Below are 16,793 nucleotides of genomic sequence, written 5' to 3' on the forward strand. Positions count from 1 at the left end.
CACTTCTGGAGGAGCTTGTGATCAAGGTTGGGGTGCTGGGCGCGCGGGGCCGGATGGGCGCCGAGGTGTGCCGTGCCGTCGAGGGCGCCGCGGACATGGAGCTGGTCGCGGCCGTGGACCAGGGCGACGCGCGCGACGCCCTGACGGCCGCGGAGGTCGTGGTCGACTTCACGCATCCCGGCGTGGTCATGGACAACCTGCGCTGGTGCGTCGAGCACGGGCTGCACTCCGTCGTGGGCACCAGCGGCTTCGATCCGGCCCGGCTGGACGAGGTGCGCGGCTGGCAGGCGGGGCGGAAGGACGGGAACGTCCTGATCGCCCCGAACTTCGGCATCGGCGCGGTACTGATGATGCACTTCGCGGAGAAGGCGGCCCCGTTCTTCGAGTCGGTCGAGGTCGTCGAGCTGCACCACCCGAAGAAGGTGGACGCGCCGAGCGGCACCGCGTACCGCACCGCCGAGCTGATCGCGGCGGCGCGCGCCGCGGCCGGCGTGCCCGCCTCGCCGGACGCCACCACGTCCGAGCTGGACGGCGCGCGCGGCACCGACGTGGAGGGCGTGCGGGTGCACGCGGTACGGCTGTCCGGGGCGATCGCCCACCAGGAGGTCCTGCTGGGCGGGCACGGCGAGCTGTTCACGATCCGGCACGACTCGATGAACCGCGAGTCGTTCATGCCGGGCGTGCTGCTCGCCGTCCGCAAGGTCGGCGGGCTGGACGAGCGGCTGACCGTGGGCATCGAGTCCCTGCTGGGCCTGTGAGCCCGCTGCTCTTCGACGGGGAGCCGTGGGACTACCTCGGCGCGCACGAGGCGGTGGACCTGGAGCACGAGATCGTGCAGTCCACCGCCTCGGCGCTGCGCACGGGTGACGACATCGCGTACGCGCGCGCCGCGTTCGAGTTGGCGCGCGACGACGTCACCCATTCGATGGACGCCCGTGACAGGCGCGTCACCTGGCGCGCGTCGGACGTCCTGCGCGAGCGCACGGGGCTCTGCTACGCCAAGTCGCACGCGCTCGTCGCGCTGCTGCGGGCGGGCGGCATCCAGGCGGGGTTCTGCTATCAGCGGCTGCTGCTGGGCGACGATCCCGCCGGCGGGTACGCGCTGCACGGGTTCGCGGCGGCGCTGATCGACGACCGCTGGGTACGGCTCGATCCGCGCGGCGGCCGGCCGGGCGCCGGCGTCGGGTTCTCGGCGGACGAGGACCGGCTGGTGTACGAGGCTCGCCCCGAGTTGGGGGAGGCCGACTACCCGACGGTGTACGCCGCGCCGCATCCGGCCGTGCTGGAGGTCCTGAGGGCGGCCGACGACTGCGTCCGCATGTGCGAGACCGGGGGCCTGCCTTCCGCGGAGCTGTGACGGGTGTGCAGAATGCCCGGCATGGACGACTCGTACGCACGCACGCTCTGGTCGGTCATCGAGCCCCTCCACATCGTCACGTACTTCTCCCCGGAGTGCGTTCAGGGCCATAAGGACGTGGGCCTCAAGGGCTTCTGGATGGGGTACTTCGGCGGCCGTGCCGCCCCCATGGGCCCGGTGCCCGCGGGCGTCGTCGAGGCGACGTTCTACGGCTTCCACCCGGACCGGGTGCGCAAGGCGGTGCCCGACGCCTGGACGTTCGCGTCGCCCCAGGACATCCTCCGCTCCCGCGCGGAGAGCGCCGCCAAGGCGCTGCGGCGGCTCGCGCCCGGGATCGACGAGGTCGCGGGCAGGGCGAACCCGCTGCTGGCCGCGGCGGTGGACGCGGCGGACGGCGCGGGCCGCGCGCTGTTCGCCGCCAACCGCGACGTGCCGGTGCCGGACGACCCGGTCGCGGCCCTGTGGCAGCACGCCGCGTCCCTGCGCGAGCACCGCGGCGACGGCCATCTCGCCGTGCTCGCCACCGAGGGCCTGGACGGCCTCCGGTCGAACCTCCTGGCCGCCGCCGTCAACGGGGTCGCGTTCGACATGCTGACCCTCACCCGCGGCTTCTCCGCCGAGGAGATCGCGGAGGGGGCCGCCGACCTCGCCGGCCGCGGCCTGCTCGCCGCGGACGGCACGGTCACCGCGGAGGGCCGGGAGCTGCGGGCGCGGATCGAGGACCGCACGGACGCGCTCGCCGCCCCCGCGTACCGCGTGCTGGCCGACCCGGAGGCGCTGCACGCGCTGCTGGAGCCGGTCGCGCGGCCGGTGATGGAGTCGGGCGAGGTGCCGTTCCCCAACCCGATCGGCCTGAAGAGGCGCTAGGGCGCGGGCGTCACGAACCCGTACTTGTTGAACAGCTGCCGAGCGACGGGGGAGGTCAGCCAGGACACGAACCTGGCGGCCTCCTTCTCGTTCGCGCTCTCCTTGACCGCGCCCGCGGCGTAGGTGGCGGTGACGTTCTCCAGCGCCGGGATGGGGACGCTGCTCGCGGCGACGCCGGCCGCCTTGAGGTCGGTGATGTAGACCAGGCCGGCGTCGGCCTCGCCGGTACGGACGCGGTCCAGCACGGCCCGCACGCTGATCTCCTCCGCCGACGACCGCACGGTGATCCCGGCACCCGCGAAGATCTTGCGAGCGTACCGCCCGGCGGGCACGGCCGAGGCCGCCAGCGCGACCCGCAGGCCGGGCCGGGTGAGGTCGCTCAGGCCGCGGATCCGGCGCGGGTTGCCGGGCCGGACGACGATCGTCATCGAGTTGTGGGCGATCACCCGGCGGCGGCCGGTGAGGTTCTCGTCGGCCCCGTTCATCGTGACCTCGTCCGCGGTCACCAGCACGTCGCCCGCGTCGCGCTCGGGCAGCCGCGCGGCCATCTCCTGCGAGCCGCCGAACGTGAACCGCACCTGCACGTCCCGGTGCTCGCGGTGGTAGGCGACGCCCAGCTCGCGCATCACCTCGCGGGTGGAGGAGGCCGCGAGCACGCTCAGCGTCGTCCGGCCCGAGGAGTCGCCGCAGCCGCCCGCGACCGCGCCGAGGCCGAGGAGGGACAGCGCGGCGCATGCGAGCAGGCGGCGCCAGCGGGGGGAGTCCGGCATATGTCCAGATCTTAGGGTGGGGACCCTTGTGCTCAGGTGTTCGGCATTGGCGTGTCAGTGCCCGCCGCTAGGGTTTCCACCATCGTGCAAACCCTTCCCCGGAGGCCATCGATGTCCCTCGACCTGTTGGAACTGCTGCCCGGCGGCTGGCGCGAGCGCCTCGACCCGCTCGTCGACCCGGTCGGGGTCGCGGCGCTGGGCGCGTTCGTGGCGCAGGAGTACGAGGAGCAGACGGTCTACCCGGCCCGGGAGGACCTGTTCAACGCGTTCCGGCACTGCTCGTACGACGACGCCCGGGTCCTGATCCTCGGCCAGGACCCGTACCACGGGCCCGGCCAGGCGCACGGCCTGAGCTTCAGCGTGCGCGACGGCGTCAAGCTGCCGCCGTCGCTGCGCAACATCTACAAGGAGCTGGCGGCCGACCTCGACGTTCCGGTGGCCAAGACCGGCGACCTGTCGGCGTGGGCCGCGCAGGGCGTGCTGCTGCTGAACGCGGTGCTGACCGTCCGGGCCGGCGAGGCGGGCTCGCACGGGGGCAAGGGCTGGGAGGACTTCACCGACGCGGCCATCCGCGCGCTCAACGAGAAGGAGGAGCGGGTGGTGTTCGTCCTGTGGGGCGCGTACGCCCGCAAGAAGGCCAAGCTCGTCACGGGCGCCCAGCACGTGGTGATCGAGTCGGCGCATCCGAGCCCGCTGAGCGCGAAGAAGTTCTTCGGCACCCGCCCGTTCAGCGCCGTCAACAAGGCGCTGGTGGACGCCGGCCGTCCCGAGATCGACTGGACGGTACCGCCGGGAGCCTGATCGAGGCCGCCGCCGGGCCCGCACGCGGGCCGCGGCGGCGGTGTACCGCCTCCGCGCGCGTACCGGCCGCTCTCACGCCCCGGCGGGCCCGTCCCGGCTAGAGGGCCAGGCCCAGCGTCAGCAGGGCGCCGTAGGCGAGCTGGAGGCGGCCGGTGCCGCCGAGGACCGGGATCAGCGCCGGTCCGGTGGCGCCCCGCAGGACGGTCTGGGTCGGCGGCACCGACAGCGGCGCCGACAGCAGCGCGAGCAGCACCCACGGATGCGGCGCCGCCATGGCCAGGACGATCGTGTACGGGAGCGCCGTGCACGCCGCGTACAGGACGCGGGTGTTGCGGTCGCCGAGCACGACGGCGAGGGTGCGCTTGCCGGAGACCTCGTCGGTCGGGATGTCGCGCAGGTTGTTGGCGACCAACATGCCGCAGGCCAGCAGCCCGACCGGTACGGCCGCCGCCCACGCCTCCCACGGGAGGCCCTCGACCTGCACGTACACGGTGCCCACGACGGCGACCAGGCCGAAGAAGACGAAGACCGAGACCTCGCCGAGGGCGCGGTAGCCGTACGGCGTCTTGCCGCCGGTGTAGAACCAGGCGGCCAGGATCGCCACGGCGCCGACCAGGATCAGCCACCAGGTGGTGACGGCGGCCAGCACCAGCCCGGCGACGGCGGCGGCCAGGAAGCAGCCGAGCGCGGCGGCGAGCACCTGCTTCGGCTTCGCGACCCCGGACCCGACCAGCCGCAGCGGGCCGACCCTGTCCTCGTCGGTGCCGCGGATGCCGTCGCTGTAGTCGTTGGAGTAGTTGACGCCGATCTGCAGGACGAGCGCGACGAAGCCGGCGAGCACGGCGCGCCACCACACGGCCTGGCCTTCGCCGATCGCGACGCCCGTGCCGACGGCGACGGGGACGAGGGAGGCGGGGAGCGTACGGGGCCGCGATCCGGCGACCCATTGGGAGAGCGTGGCCACTGGTTACCGTTGGTTCTCGTGGGGCGACAGGGGACTAGGCCTTCGATTGTCCCCGACGCGGCCCGCCGTCGCGCCGCGGGGACGGGCCGGGCCGCAGCCGCAGCGACACGGCCAGGCCGAGCGCCAGGATCGCGCCCGTGGCGAGCGCGGCGTTCCGGGTCGCGGCGGCCAGGCTCTCGTCGGCGGCGCGGGCGATCGCGGCCCGGTCGGCGTCGGCGTGCAGCTCGCGGGCGTACGTGCCGGCGCTCTCGCGCAGCTCGTGCGCGACGGCGGCGCGCTGCTCGGGGGGCAATTCGGTGCCCTCCAGCCGGTCGGTCATGGTGCGGCCGAGGCCGGTGGCGAAGATCGTTCCGATCAGCGCGATGCCCAGCGCGGCGCCGATCTGCCGGGCCGTCGACTGCGTTCCGGACGCCTGCCCGGACAGCTCCCGCGGCACGTCGGCGAGTGCGACGCCGGTGAGCTGGGCGGAGGTGAGGCCGAGCCCGACGCCGTACACGAACATCCAGGGCGCCAGGCCGAAGCCGGTCGTCGTCGCGGACACCGTCAGCGCCAGCGCGAGGACGGCCGCGACCTCCAGCACCATGCCGATCCGCACGACGCGCACGGGCCCCTGCCTGCGCGCCAGCCGGTGCGCGACCGCGCCGGTCAGGAACGCGCCGGCGGCCATCGGCAGGATCGCCACGCTGATCTGCAGCGGCGCCGTCCCGTGCACGCCCAGCAGGAACAGCGGCAGCACGAAGACCAGCCCCAGCTCGCCCACGTTCACCAGGGCGGACGCGAGGTTGCCGTGCCGGAAGTTCGGGATCCGGAAGAGCGCGAGGTCGAGCATCACCGGGCGTCCGGCGGCGGCGCGCGCCCGCTCGACGACGACCAGCGCGGCCAGCAGCACGGCGCCGAGCCCGATCACCACCGGTACCGGCGACAGCGCGCCCTCCGGCCAGCTGAACGGGCCGGTGTGGAACACGCGCGTCGCCGTCCACCAGCCGTAGGTCTGGCCCTCGATCAGCCCGCACACCAGCGCGCCGAAGCCGAGCGCGGCCAGCACCCCGCCCGCCCAGTCGATCTCGCGCAGGGCCCGGCGGCCGCCCGTTCCGGGACGTTCCGGCCGCGTCTCGGGCATCAGCGCGAGCGCGCCCGCGATCAGCGCGAGCCCGAGCGGCAGGTTCACCCCGAACGCCCACCGCCAGTCGGCCGCGGACGCGATCGCGCCGCCGATCAGCGGGCCCAGCCCGGCCATCCCGGCGATCATCGCGCCGTACGTGCCGAAGGCGGCCGCGCGCTCCCGGCCGGTGAACATCGCGTTCACCGTGGACAGCGCGGCGGGCAGCACCATCGCCGCGCCGACGCCCTGCAGCGCCCGCGCCCCGATCAGCGCCGACCCGTCGCCGGCCGCCGCGGCGACCACGCTGGCCAGCGTGAACACCGCGGTGCCCAGCACGAACAGCCGGCGCCGCCCGAACAGGTCGCCGGCCCGCCCGAACGGGATCAGCAGCGCCGCGAAGACGAGGGAGTACACCGAGGTGACCCACTCGGCGTCCGACGTCGTCATGCCGAGGCCGGCGACGATCCGCGGCAGCAGGACGCCCACGATGGTGGCGTCCACGACGATCAGCGAGACGCCGAGGCTGATGACGACCAGGCCGAGCCGGCGCCGGCGGGCGTCGGACGGCGCGGCCGTCCGGGCAGGCGGCGGCGAGACGGAGGAGGTCAGGGACACGCCCACAAACCTATGCCCGCCCTCTCGCGGGCCCGCACCGACCCCTGCCTCAGGCCGGGGCGCCCGCCCTGATATCGGTGTGGAGGCGGATCTGCCGGACGGGTTCCCCCATGTCGAGGTCGCGCGCCGTGCCGTCCGGGGCCCAGCCGGCCGAGCCGAGGAACGCGCGCAGCACCTCGTCGCGCTCGAACGCCCATGTGATGAGCGTCTCGAAGCCGTCCTCGCGCAGGAGGTCGACGGTCGCGGCCAGCAGGCGGCTGCCGTGGCCCGCGCGGGCGTGCAGGGGGTCGACCAGCAGCGTCACCAGCTCGGCGGTCACCGCCGGGTCGCGGTCGGGGTCGTCCTCGGCGGGCGCGTGCGCGGCGAAGCCGACGACCAGGTCGGACGCGACCGCGACCAGCAGCCGGTGCCGGGGGCTCGGCGGCTCGGCCGCCGCCTGCGCCCACCGCTCGCGCCACGCCTTCCGGGCGTCGTCGCCGGTCACCTCGGCCAGCACCGCGGCGGGCAGCAGGTCGCGGTACCCCTGCCGCCAGGCGCGCACCTGGATGTCGGCGACGGCGGCGGCGTCCGCGCGGCGGGCGGGCCGTACGCCCACATCGGCCATGGCGGCACGTCCTTTCGTTCGGGTCGGCTGGGACGGAGTGGGATCGGGAGCCGCCGGCCAGCCTAGGGCGCCGGGGTGCGGCGCCGGGCCCGGTACGTGCGTGTCTTGGTGCGGTTCCCGCACACGCGCATCGAGCACCACGCGCGGCTGCGGTTCTTTGAGGTGTCGAGGAAGGCCCACAGGCAGGTGCTCTCCTGGCAGACCTTCAGCCGCGGCCACGTCCCGTCGGCCACCGCGTCCATGACGGCCGCGGCGATCCGGGCGAGTCCGGCGGCGGTGCCCGTACCGGACGGGACGAGCGCGGGGCGGCCGGCGGCGAGCGCCAGCCGCAGCGGCAGCCGTCCGAGGGCGTCCTCCAACCCGTCCGGCATGCCGGGTCCGGGGTCGTCCGATCCATGGCCGGGGGCGTGGTCGGGGGAGTGGTGGGCGAGCATCGCGGCGCGCAGGCCCTCGCGGAGGGCGGCGGCGGTCGCGAGGTCGGCGACGCCGGCGGGGGTGCCCGCCGGGACGAGCCCGCGGGCGGCCAGCCAGCCGGCCAGCTCGGCGGGCGTGCCGATCGCGTCGGCGGCGGTCTCGACGTCCAGGGTGTTGACGAACTCGCGCAGCAGCAGCGCGGCCGGGGACTCGGCCCGCGGCCCGGTCCGCTCGCCGCCGCTCATCACCGCTCCCGCCTGCTCGGCCGCCGTCAGGCGCACCCTACCAAGGGGACACCGGTGTACCGGGCTGGCCGGTTGCGCGCCGTCCCGACACCGGCGTAGCTTCGTCGGTGGTGTTCACGAGAGGCGGGAGGAGCCGCATGCGGCCGAGGGTGTCGAACGTCGCGATCGACTGCACGGACATGGACGCGATGGTCGCGTTCTGGGGCGCGCTGCTGGACATGAAGGTGACCGGCCGCGACGACGACTGGACCGACCTGGAGGCGCTCGGCGACGGCGGGCCGCTGCTGAGCTTCCAGCTCGTCCCGGACGGCAAGCGGGTGAAGAACCGGGTGCACCTGGACGTGGAGGTGCCCGACATCCACGCCGCCGGAGAACGGGCGCGCGCGCTGGGCGCAACGGTGCACGGCCCGCCGATGGGCGACAACCCGGACAAGCCATTCCAGGTCTGGCTCGACCCGCTGGGCAACGAGTTCTGCTTCGTCACCGCCTGACCGTGCCTGCCGGTGCCTGAAGGTCACCGCGCGGTGGCGCGGACGACCTCGGCGAGCCGCCGGACCCCCTCGGCCAGCTCGGTCTCCGACGCCGCCGAGCCGTAGCTGACCCGCAGGAACGGCGCGGGCGGCTCGGCGGGGAAGAACGGCCGTCCCGCGCTCACCAGCACCCCGGCGCGCAGGGCCGCGTCCGCGAGCCGCACGTCGTCGGTCCCGGGCGGCAGCCCCACCCACAGGTGCGGGCCGCCGGCCGGGTTGCCGACCGGCAGGCCGGGCAGCTCGCGGGCGAGCGCCGCCCGCACGGCGTCCCGGCGCGCCCGCAGCGCGGCGCGCACCGACCGCAGGTGGCGCGGCCAGCCGGGCGCGCTGACCAGCTCCAGCAGCGTCCCCTGCATCGGCCGGGCCGGGAAGAACTCCTCGATCAGCTGGGTGGCCCGGATCCGCTCGGCGACCGGGCCCCGCGCGATCACCGCGGCGACCCGCAGGCTGGCGGCGGTCGCCTTGGTCGGCGACGAGATGTGCACGACCCGGCCCTCCTGGTCGGCGCTCACCAGCGGCGGCGGGATCGCGTCGATGGCCAGATGGCGGGCGAAGTCGTCCTCGATCACGAAGGCGCCCGCCGCCCGCGCCACCGCCAGCACCCGCGCCCGCCGCGCGGCCGGCAGCACGGCGCCGGTCGGGTTGTGGAACGTGGGCTGCGTGTACAGCACCCGCGCGCCGGTCATCTCGAACGCCTCGGCGAGCAGTTCGGGCCGCAGGCCGTCCTCGTCCATCGGCACGGGCACCGGGTGCAGCCCGCTGGCCCGCGCGACCGCCAGCGCGCCCAGGTAGGTCGGCGACTCCACCAGCAGCGGCGCGCCCGGCGGCAGCAGCGCGCGCAGCACGGTCGTGAGCGACTGCTGCCCGCCGCTGGTGATCAGCACGTCGGCGGCCGTGGTCTCGCCGCCGGCCGTCCGGGCGAACCAGGCCCGCAGCTCCGGGATCCCGCCTAGCGGCGGCAGCTCCCAGGCGTCCGGGCGGCGGGCGGCCCGCGCCGCCGCGTTCGCCAGCGCCCGTACGGGCTGGAGCGAGGGGTGCAGGTAGCCGCCGCTGAGCGCGATGGCGCCCTCGGGCGGGGGAGTGAGCAGCCGCGCGACGCCCTCCCCGTCCACCGCCCGGTCGCCGAGCGTCACCGCCTGCCAGCCGAAGTCGGCGGGGCCCGCGGCGGCCTCGGGACGCTCGGCGGCGAACGCGCCGCTGCCCGGCCGGGTCACCACGAGCCCCTCGGCCGCCAGCAGTCCCAGCGCCCGCGTCACCGTGACGGGGCTGACCTGGTAGCGGCGCATCAGCGCGCGGCTGGACGGCAGCCGCTCGCCAGGGTGCAGCCTCGCGACCTCGGCCCGCAGGCGATCGGCCAGCGTGGCCACACTGCTATCCTGATGCATGATAGACCACGATAGCGCTACTGATGCCACGCCGATAGCGCTCGGCGGCCTCGGGCTCGCCGGGCTCGGCGTGCTCGCCTTCTCGCTCACCCTCCCCAGCACGGCCATCGCCCTCGAAGGGCTCGACCCGTACCTGATCGGCATCGGCCGCTCCGCCGCCGCGGCCCTGTTCGCGGCGATCGCGCTGGCCGCCGTTCGCGCCCCCGTCCCGTCCCGAGCGCAGTGGCCCGGGCTGCTGGTCGTCGCCGCCGGGGTGGTCTTCGGCTTCCCGATGTTCAGCACGCTGGCCCTCGACCACGGCTCCTCCTCGGCGCACGCGGCCGTCGTCGTCGGCCTGCTGCCCGCCGCGACGGCCGTCCTCGCGGTGCTCCGCGGCGGCGAGCGCCCGTCGCCCGCGTTCTGGGCGGCCGCGCTCGCCGGGGCCGCCCTGGTCACCGGCTTCGCGCTGGTCCAGGGCGCCGGGCGCCTGACCGGCGCCGACCTGCTGCTGTTCGCGTCGCTGGTCGCGGCGGCGGCCGGATACGCCGAGGGCGGCCGGCTCGCCCGCGAGATGCCGGGCTGGCGGGTGATCTCCTGGGCGCTGCTCCTCGCCGCCCCGGTCTCCGTGCCGGTGACGCTCTGGCTGCTCGCCACGACCGGCCCGGACTGGACGGGCCGGTCCGCGCTGGGCTTCGGGTACGTGACGGTGATGTCGGCGTACCTCGGCTTCTTCGCCTGGTACGAGGGGCTGGCCCGGGCCGGGATCGCGCGGGCGAGCCAGGTGCAGCTCGCCCAGCCGCTGCTGACCATCGTCTGGTCCGGGATCCTGCTGGCCGAGCTGATCGACGCCGCCACCGCGCTGGCCGCCGTGGGCGTGCTGGTCTGCGTCGCCCTGGCCCAGCGCGCCCGGGTGCGTACCGTGGCGCCCCTTGCGGCATGTGACACGCTCCCGCAGGCTGGGAAGGAACGCGTCACAAGGACGTGAGCGTGAGGAGCGAGCCGGCATGGACGAGAAGGTCACCGTTCCCGAGGGCGGGTTCTGGCCCGCCCCCGAGATCCGGCAGCCGAACATCTACCCCATGGAATGGCGGGTGGAGACCGACAAGCTGGCGGCCATCTACGAGAAGTCCAAGCGGACCGTATGGAACCCCGCCGACCTTCCCTGGGAAGGCATCCGCCCGGAGGACTTCACCCCCGAGCAGCGGCTCGGGATCATGTACTGGTTCGCCGTGCTGGCCAACTTCGACGCCTCCGGCCCCGCCGTGTTCGCCCGCGCCACCATCCACGCGTTCGAGCAGCACGAGGAGGACCCCGTCCGCAAGTGCTTCTTCTCGATCACCCGCGACGAGATGAACCACGAGGAGTGCTGCCAGCGCACGATCGCGAAGATGTGGCCGGGCGGACCGCTGGACTGGACGCCCCGCACCGACCTGGAGCGCGCCGCCCACAACAACATCAACTGGCTGTACTACAACGGCGGCCGCTACTGGCAGGGCTACAGCTCCGCCGTGGGCAAGTACTCGCTCGCCGTGCTGTTCACCAGCTTCATGATGGGCGAGATGGCGGCGTCCACCCTGTTCCGCGGCATGGCGTCCGGGACGCGGCACCCCGTCTTCGGCGAGATGTTCCACCGCATCGGCCGGGACGAGTCGCGCCACCTCCAGATCTGCATGACGATCCTGGACAAGGAGTGGCCCGGCCTCACCGAGGAGGTCAAGGGCCAGATCACCAGGCAGCTGCGGGCCGGCTTCGTGTTCCTGTCCATGATCCTCTGGGAGCCGCCGGACGGCTTCTGGGACCTGCCGCCGTACTTCCTCGGCAACCACCGCGTGCTGATGGGCCACGCCCGCGACGCCGGCCTCGGCGTGCTCTCCTTCGAGGAGCAGGCCGAGAACTGGCGCCAGGCGATCGCCCGCGTCCGTGCCATCGTCGAACGCTGGGGGATCCCGTTCCCCGCCATCCCCGAACTGGACATCACGGGCGTCCAGGTCGACTTCATCGACCCGGAGGACATCATCCCGGTGTTCTGAACCGCGCCGTTTCCGCGATCATTGCGCGATGGTGTGGAAAAGGCGGATCGTACGGTCCCTGCGGTGGACCGGCTGGGCGGCGGCGTACGGGCTCGGGCTCCTCGCGCTCCTCCTGGCCGGCGTCTGGGCCTGGTGGCAGCCCGAGCCCGAGTCCCGCGGCACCACCGTGAACGCCCTCTGGGCCCGCCACCAGTGGGTCGGCGAGACGCACAGCGAGCAGGAGTACCGCGACCTCGGCCGCCTCCTCCGGCAGAACGCGATCACCGACGTGTACTTCCACGCGGGACCGTTCGAGGCCGACGGCACCGTCCCGGCCGCCAAATACCGCAACGCCCGCACCCTGATCGAGAAGATGCGGGTCCACGCGCCCGGCGTCCGCGCCCAGGCGTACCTCGGCCAGATCCGCAAGGTCGACGGGCACGGCATCACCGACCTCGACGACCCCGCCGTCCGCGAGCGCGTCCTCGCCACCGACAAGATCTTCCTGGACCTCGGCTTCGACGGCATCCACTACGACTTCGAGCCCATCTACACCGGCGACGAGGCGTTCCTGACCCTCCTCGACCGCACCCGCGACCTCACCCGCGCCCGCGGCCGCCTCCTGTCCGTCGCCATCGAGCAGCTCACCCTCGTCGACGCCGCCCAGCCCCTCTACCGCGCCCTCATGCCCCGCGGCTGGGGCCGCTTCCACTACCCGCCGCGCCCCACCGAGGACTACCTCCGCCGCCTCGCCGACCGCGCCGACCAGGTCGCGATCATGACGTACGACGTCTCGCTGCCCACCGAATCCCTCGCCGGACGCCACTTCGCCCACCACACCGAACGCACCCTCCGCCTCATCGGCGACCGCACCACCGTCTTCATGGGCGTCCCCACGTACCGGCCGATGATGGACTGGGCCGAAGACCTCACCGTCGCGCTCCGCGGCGTCCGCCGCGGCCTGGACGCCCTCGACCGGCCCCCCGCCCGCCCGTACGGCGTCGGCATCTACGCGGAGTGGACGACCGTACCCGCCGAATGGGCCCTCTACCGGGCCAACTGGCTGCCGGACGGGTCACGTTAGTTTCACTTTGTCGGCACCTGGCACGTCACGTTCCCATTCTTGCCTTTGCCCAGGTCAACCACATTGTTGTACGAGCCCCCGGCGCGGGTACGCACCCACAAGACCATCAGGGATGGGCGGAAGAACGGAGTGGGGGCCGATGGGTATTCAGCGGAGCATGTGGCACGAGACCGACCGGCTGACCGAACTCTCGGCCGAGTTCGCCGGCTGGCGGATCGGCCGCGGCGGCTCCGGCCACTGGTGGGCCGTACGCGGCAACGAACTCGTCCGCACGCCCGACGTCGAGGAACTGCGCGCCCGCCTGTACGAACTCACCGAGACCAGCTAGGCGCGTTACCCAACCGAGTCCGGGAAGTAGCCGGACTGACCCCGTAACGCGGCATTTGCGTGCCACGATGAGCAAAGAGAAGCCGCCCGCCACGCGTACCCCCGAGCGTGTGGCGGGCGGCTCTCGTTTATTGCATTGCCCTTGGCGTCAGGCCTTGGCGGCCTTCCTTCGGCGGGCAATGCGGCGATCGCTGCATTGCTCCGTCTCGCCTTGGCGGCTCGCTGCGCGATCAGATTCTCGCTTCGCTCGAATCTGGCCTTCGGACGCGATCGCAACGCTCCCGGCCCGCAGCCACCTCAGCAGGCCACCCCAGCCAGTCACGCCCCACCCCACGCCTCGCCTCCGGCATCGCGGTGCAACCTCGCCTTCGGCATCGGCAGACTCGCCTTCGGCTTCGTGGGACCACCTGGCCTGCTCCGGCGTGGCAACCGCCTCGCCTCCGGCATCGCGACGAGGCTCGCCTTCGGCATCGCGACCTCGCCTCCGGCTTCGGCAGGCCCGCCTTCGACTTCGGGGGACCACCTGGCCTGCTCCAACATCGTGACCGCCTCGCCTTCGGCCTCGCGGCGTCGGCTCGCCTTCGGCATCGAAGGGCCGCTTCGCCTTTGGCTTGGGCAGGCTCGCCTCCGGTTTCGCGGCGCCACCTCGCCTCGGGCTTCGGCAGGCTCGCCTTCGGCTTTGTGGGGCTGCCTGGCCTGCTCCGGCATCGTGACCGCCTCGCCTTCGGCATCGCGGCGCGGGCTCGCCTCCGGCATCGAAAGGCCAGCTCGCCTCCGGCTCGGTGGGCTCGCCTTTGGCTTTGCGGGGCGCGCGGGAGAGGCGGGGGTGTGCGTGCGTGGGGGGTGCGCGTCTGTATGGGGGGTGTGCGTGCGTATGGGGGGGGTGTGGACGCGTCTGGGGTGTGGAGTGTGTGCCTTGTTGTCCTTTTGTGGGGCGGGGTGGGACTTTATGGGGGGAGCTCGGTTGGGGGTCCTGCGTTGTCGGGTGGGTGTTGCCGGAAGTTTTCCGTTCTGGGGAGGGTGTCGCGGGGGTTCCTGAAGGGGGTGGGGAGACGGGCGTCCTCCCAGGTGAGGGCGCCGCTCGCGTACGCCATGAACAGGGCGGTACCGTTCTGAGTTATGGCACCCAGCACAATCAGCGGCGCTCCCTTCGGGAGGATGCTGACCGCTATGGTCACGCCGTTCCGGCCCGACGGCGGGGTCGACTACGACGGAGCCGCGCGCCTGGCGACCTACCTGGTCGACGAGCAGCGCCATGACGGCCTCGTCATCAACGGGACTACGGGAGAGTCGCCGACGACGAGCGACGCCGAGAAAGACCGGCTGCTGCGCACGGTGATCGACGCGGTCGGGGACCGGGCCGTCATCGTGGCGGGGGCCGGCACCAACGACACCGCGCACAGCCGGTACCTGGCGCGGGCGGCGGAGGACGCCGGGGCGGACGGCCTGCTGGTCGTCACGCCGTACTACAACAAGCCTCCGCAGGAGGGGCTGCTCCACCACTTCACCGAGGTGGCGAACGCTTCGGGGCTGCCCAACCTGCTGTACGACATCCCAGGGCGGTCGGGGGTGCCGATCCTCACCGAGACGCTGCTGCGGCTGGGCGAGCATCCGCGGATCGTGGCGGTCAAGGACGCCAAGGGCGACCTGTTCGCCGGGTCCGTGGTGATGGCCGAGTCCGATCTCGCGTTCTACTCGGGGGACGACACGCTCAACCTGCCGTGGCTCTCGGTGGGGGCCGCCGGGTTCGTGAGCGTGGTCGGGCATGTGGTGGGGGCCGACCTTCATGAGATGATCGACGCGTATCTCGCCGGGGACCGGGAACGGGCGCTGCAGATTCACCGGCGGCTGCTTCCCGTCGTCACGGCGATCATGACCCGTACGCAGGGCGCAATCGCCGTCAAGGCCGCGCTGAGCCTGCTGGGGCTGCCGGGCGGCACGGTACGCGCGCCCCTGGTCGACGCCTCGCTGGAGTTCGCGGCGCGCCTGCGCGAAGACCTCACGATAGGGGGAGTCAAAGTGCCGGAGGTCACCATTCCGGAGGTCGCCCGGTGAGTCATCCTCACCCCGGGCTGCCATCTCCGCCGAAGCTTCCCGAGCACGGCCTGCGCATCGTCGCGCTGGGCGGGCTGGGGGAGATCGGCCGCAACATGACCGTGTTCGAGTACGGCGGGAAACTGCTGATCGTCGACTGCGGCGTGCTGTTCCCGGAGACCGAGCAGCCGGGCATCGATCTGATCCTGCCCGACTTCGAGTACATCCGCGATCGCCTCGACGCGATCGAGGCCGTGATCCTCACGCATGGGCACGAGGACCACATCGGCGCGGTTCCCTACCTGCTGAGGGAGCGGCCCGACATCCCGCTGGTGGGGTCGAAGCTCACGCTCGCCCTGCTGGAGGCCAAGCTCAACGAGCACCGGATCAAGCCGGTGAAGGTGGAGGTCAAGGAGGGGGCGCGCCAGTCGTTCGGGGTGTTCGACTGCGAGTTCCTGTCGGTCAACCACTCGATCCCGGACGCGCTCGCGGTCGCCATCCGCACCCCGGCGGGCCTGGTGCTGGCCACCGGCGACTTCAAGATGGACCAGCTGCCGCTGGACGGGCGGCTGACCGACCTCGGCGGGTTCGCCCGGCTGGGCGCCGAGGGCATCGATCTGCTGATGTCCGACTCGACCAACGCCGAGGTGCCCGGGTTCGTCACGAGCGAGCGCAACATCGGGCCCGTCATCGACGATGTCTTCCGGACCGCTCAGGAACGCATCATCGTGGCCTGCTTCGCGTCCCATATCCACCGGGTCCAGCAGGTGCTGGACGCGGCCGTGGCGAACGGGCGCAAGGTGTGCTTCATCGGGCGGTCGATGGTGCGCAACATGGGGGTCGCGAGGGAGCTCGGGTACCTGTCGATCCCCGACGAGCTGATGGTCGACCCCAAGCAGCTCGACGACATCCCGCCGGAGCGGGTCGTGCTGGTGTGCACGGGATCCCAGGGCGAGCCCATGTCCGCGCTGTCGCGGATGGCCAACCGGGACCACCAGATCCGGATCACCGAGCGCGACACGGTCATGCTGGCCTCGTCGATGATCCCCGGGAACGAGACCTCGATCAACCGGGTCATCAACGGCCTCACCCGCTGGGGCGCGCGGATCGTCCACAAGGGCAACGCGCTGGTGCACGTGTCCGGGCACGCGTCGGCGGGCGAGCTGCTGTACGTGCTCAACATGACCCGGCCCGGCAACTTCATGCCGATCCACGGCGAGTGGCGGCACCTGCGGGCGCACGCCAAGCTGGCCGCGCTGACCGGCGTACCGGACGAGAACATCGTCATCGCCGAGGACGGCGTGGTCGTCGACCTGGTGGACGGGCAGGCGTCGATCGTCGGCGCGGTCCCGGCCGGGTACGTGTACGTGGACGGCCTGTCGGTCGGCGAGGTGACCGAGACGTCGCTGAAGGACCGGCGGATCCTGGGCGAGGAGGGGTTCGTCTCCATCGTGGTGGGGATCGACTCGACCTCGGGCAAGATCGTCGCTGGGCCCGAGGTGCACGCCCGCGGCGCCGGGATCATGAACGAGGACTTCGACGAGATCATCGAGCGGATCGAGGCCGTGCTGAGCGACAGCGGCGCCGACGGGGTCAACGACCTGCACCAGCTCAACCAGGTGGTGCGCCGCACGGTCGGCAAGTGGGTCAACGACAACTACCGGCGGCGGCCGATGATCATCCCCGTCGTCGTGGAGATCTAGACA

17 protein-coding genes are annotated in these 16,793 nt (G+C 73.2%); 11 read left to right on the forward strand and 6 right to left on the reverse strand.

All coding sequences use genetic code 11. The annotated features are described in order from the left end of the window. Positions 1–17: 17 nt before the first annotated feature. The 3 genes from dapB to AB0881_RS02815 are packed head-to-tail and all read left to right on the forward strand — an operon-like array spanning position 18 to position 2,224. The gene (gene dapB / locus AB0881_RS02805; protein ID WP_366613730.1) at positions 18–758 is read left to right on the forward strand and encodes a 4-hydroxy-tetrahydrodipicolinate reductase; all 741 of its coding nucleotides are present in this window, start codon (positions 18–20) and stop codon (positions 756–758) included. Further along, the gene (locus AB0881_RS02810; RefSeq protein WP_366613731.1) at positions 755–1,357 is read left to right on the forward strand and encodes a transglutaminase family protein; all 603 of its coding nucleotides are present in this window, start codon (positions 755–757) and stop codon (positions 1,355–1,357) included. Before dapB ends, AB0881_RS02810 begins: the two co-directional genes overlap by 4 nt. A 21-nt stretch (positions 1,358–1,378) precedes the next feature. Then, the gene (locus AB0881_RS02815; protein ID WP_366613732.1) at positions 1,379–2,224 is read left to right on the forward strand and encodes a hypothetical protein; all 846 of its coding nucleotides are present in this window, start codon (positions 1,379–1,381) and stop codon (positions 2,222–2,224) included. Here AB0881_RS02815 and modA read toward each other — a convergent pair. Continuing rightward, positions 2,221–2,994, reverse strand: coding sequence for a molybdate ABC transporter substrate-binding protein (modA, locus tag AB0881_RS02820; RefSeq protein ID WP_366613733.1), 774 nt, complete (start codon positions 2,992–2,994; stop codon positions 2,221–2,223). The genes AB0881_RS02815 and modA overlap by 4 nt on opposite strands. 111 nt (positions 2,995–3,105) lie before the next feature. Here modA and AB0881_RS02825 point away from each other — a divergent pair, with 111 nt between their 5' ends. Next, entirely contained in the window at positions 3,106–3,795 is a 690-nt protein-coding gene (locus AB0881_RS02825; protein ID WP_366613734.1) for a uracil-DNA glycosylase, read from the forward strand. Positions 3,796–3,892: 97 nt separating this feature from the next. On the opposite strand, the gene AB0881_RS02830 is transcribed toward AB0881_RS02825, so the two are convergent. The 4 genes from AB0881_RS02830 to AB0881_RS02845 form a co-directional block, all read right to left on the reverse strand. Next, positions 3,893–4,759, reverse strand: coding sequence for a 1,4-dihydroxy-2-naphthoate polyprenyltransferase (locus AB0881_RS02830; protein WP_366613735.1), 867 nt, complete (start codon positions 4,757–4,759; stop codon positions 3,893–3,895). A gap of 34 nt (positions 4,760–4,793) precedes the next feature. Further along, entirely contained in the window at positions 4,794–6,476 is a 1,683-nt protein-coding gene (locus AB0881_RS02835; protein ID WP_366613736.1) for an MFS transporter, read from the reverse strand. Positions 6,477–6,525: 49 nt separating this feature from the next. Next, entirely contained in the window at positions 6,526–7,080 is a 555-nt protein-coding gene (locus AB0881_RS02840) for a GNAT family N-acetyltransferase (RefSeq protein ID WP_366613737.1), read from the reverse strand. Between the two features lie 62 nt (positions 7,081–7,142). Then, the gene (locus AB0881_RS02845; RefSeq protein WP_366613738.1) at positions 7,143–7,775 is read right to left on the reverse strand and encodes a CGNR zinc finger domain-containing protein; all 633 of its coding nucleotides are present in this window, start codon (positions 7,773–7,775) and stop codon (positions 7,143–7,145) included. A gap of 101 nt (positions 7,776–7,876) precedes the next feature. On the opposite strand from AB0881_RS02845, the gene AB0881_RS02850 reads away from it, so the two are divergent. Further along, positions 7,877–8,230, forward strand: coding sequence for a VOC family protein (locus tag AB0881_RS02850; protein WP_366613739.1), 354 nt, complete (start codon positions 7,877–7,879; stop codon positions 8,228–8,230). A gap of 23 nt (positions 8,231–8,253) precedes the next feature. Here the strand turns inward: AB0881_RS02850 and AB0881_RS02855 are convergent, their stop codons facing one another. Beyond that, on the reverse strand, positions 8,254–9,654 hold the full coding sequence (locus AB0881_RS02855; protein ID WP_366613740.1) for a PLP-dependent aminotransferase family protein: 1,401 nt from the start codon (positions 9,652–9,654) through the stop codon (positions 8,254–8,256). On the opposite strand from AB0881_RS02855, the gene AB0881_RS02860 reads away from it, so the two are divergent. The 6 genes from AB0881_RS02860 (at position 9,653) to AB0881_RS02885 (ending at position 16,790) form a co-directional block, all read left to right on the forward strand. Beyond that, positions 9,653–10,618: a DMT family transporter gene (locus AB0881_RS02860; RefSeq protein WP_366613741.1), complete on the forward strand. Its 966-nt coding sequence runs from the start codon at positions 9,653–9,655 to the stop codon at positions 10,616–10,618. The genes AB0881_RS02855 and AB0881_RS02860 overlap by 2 nt on opposite strands. Positions 10,619–10,637: 19 nt before the next feature. Beyond that, entirely contained in the window at positions 10,638–11,663 is a 1,026-nt protein-coding gene (locus AB0881_RS02865) for a hypothetical protein (RefSeq protein ID WP_366613742.1), read from the forward strand. A 28-nt stretch (positions 11,664–11,691) separates the two neighbouring features. Next, positions 11,692–12,726, forward strand: coding sequence for a hypothetical protein (locus AB0881_RS02870; protein ID WP_366613743.1), 1,035 nt, complete (start codon positions 11,692–11,694; stop codon positions 12,724–12,726). A 157-nt stretch (positions 12,727–12,883) separates the two neighbouring features. Further along, the gene (locus tag AB0881_RS02875) at positions 12,884–13,054 is read left to right on the forward strand and encodes a hypothetical protein (protein ID WP_366613744.1); all 171 of its coding nucleotides are present in this window, start codon (positions 12,884–12,886) and stop codon (positions 13,052–13,054) included. A gap of 1,118 nt (positions 13,055–14,172) precedes the next feature. Next, positions 14,173–15,108 (forward strand): 4-hydroxy-tetrahydrodipicolinate synthase, encoded by a 936-nt coding sequence (gene dapA, locus AB0881_RS02880; protein WP_366613745.1) that lies wholly within the window; start codon positions 14,173–14,175, stop codon positions 15,106–15,108. Then, positions 15,105–16,790 carry a ribonuclease J gene (locus AB0881_RS02885; RefSeq protein WP_366613746.1) on the forward strand — a complete coding sequence of 562 codons (1,686 nt, stop codon included), beginning with the start codon at positions 15,105–15,107 and terminating at the stop codon, positions 16,788–16,790. Before dapA ends, AB0881_RS02885 begins: the two co-directional genes overlap by 4 nt. Positions 16,791–16,793 lie beyond the last annotated feature (3 nt).

It is taken from the genome of Spirillospora sp. NPDC029432, from assembly GCF_040703975.1.
Lineage (GTDB): Bacteria > Actinomycetota > Actinomycetes > Streptosporangiales > Streptosporangiaceae > Spirillospora.

Excerpts from the sequence above, each read along its gene's own strand:
- AB0881_RS02875 (WP_366613744.1), top strand. The coding sequence starts at position 12,884 with ATGTGGCACGAGACCGACCGGCTGACCGAACTCTCGGCCGAGTTCGCC.
- AB0881_RS02865 (WP_366613742.1), top strand. The coding sequence starts at position 10,638 with ATGGACGAGAAGGTCACCGTTCCCGAGGGCGGGTTCTGGCCCGCCCCC.
- AB0881_RS02825 (WP_366613734.1), top strand. The coding sequence starts at position 3,106 with ATGTCCCTCGACCTGTTGGAACTGCTGCCCGGCGGCTGGCGCGAGCGC.
- AB0881_RS02815 (WP_366613732.1), top strand. The coding sequence starts at position 1,379 with ATGGACGACTCGTACGCACGCACGCTCTGGTCGGTCATCGAGCCCCTC.
- AB0881_RS02855 (WP_366613740.1), bottom strand. The coding sequence starts at position 9,654 with ATGCATCAGGATAGCAGTGTGGCCACGCTGGCCGATCGCCTGCGGGCC.
- AB0881_RS02870 (WP_366613743.1), top strand. The coding sequence starts at position 11,692 with ATGGTGTGGAAAAGGCGGATCGTACGGTCCCTGCGGTGGACCGGCTGG.
- dapA (WP_366613745.1), top strand. The coding sequence starts at position 14,173 with ATGGCACCCAGCACAATCAGCGGCGCTCCCTTCGGGAGGATGCTGACC.
- AB0881_RS02850 (WP_366613739.1), top strand. The coding sequence starts at position 7,877 with ATGCGGCCGAGGGTGTCGAACGTCGCGATCGACTGCACGGACATGGAC.
- modA (WP_366613733.1), bottom strand. The coding sequence starts at position 2,994 with ATGCCGGACTCCCCCCGCTGGCGCCGCCTGCTCGCATGCGCCGCGCTG.
- AB0881_RS02860 (WP_366613741.1), top strand. The coding sequence starts at position 9,653 with ATGATAGACCACGATAGCGCTACTGATGCCACGCCGATAGCGCTCGGC.
- AB0881_RS02840 (WP_366613737.1), bottom strand. The coding sequence starts at position 7,080 with ATGGCCGATGTGGGCGTACGGCCCGCCCGCCGCGCGGACGCCGCCGCC.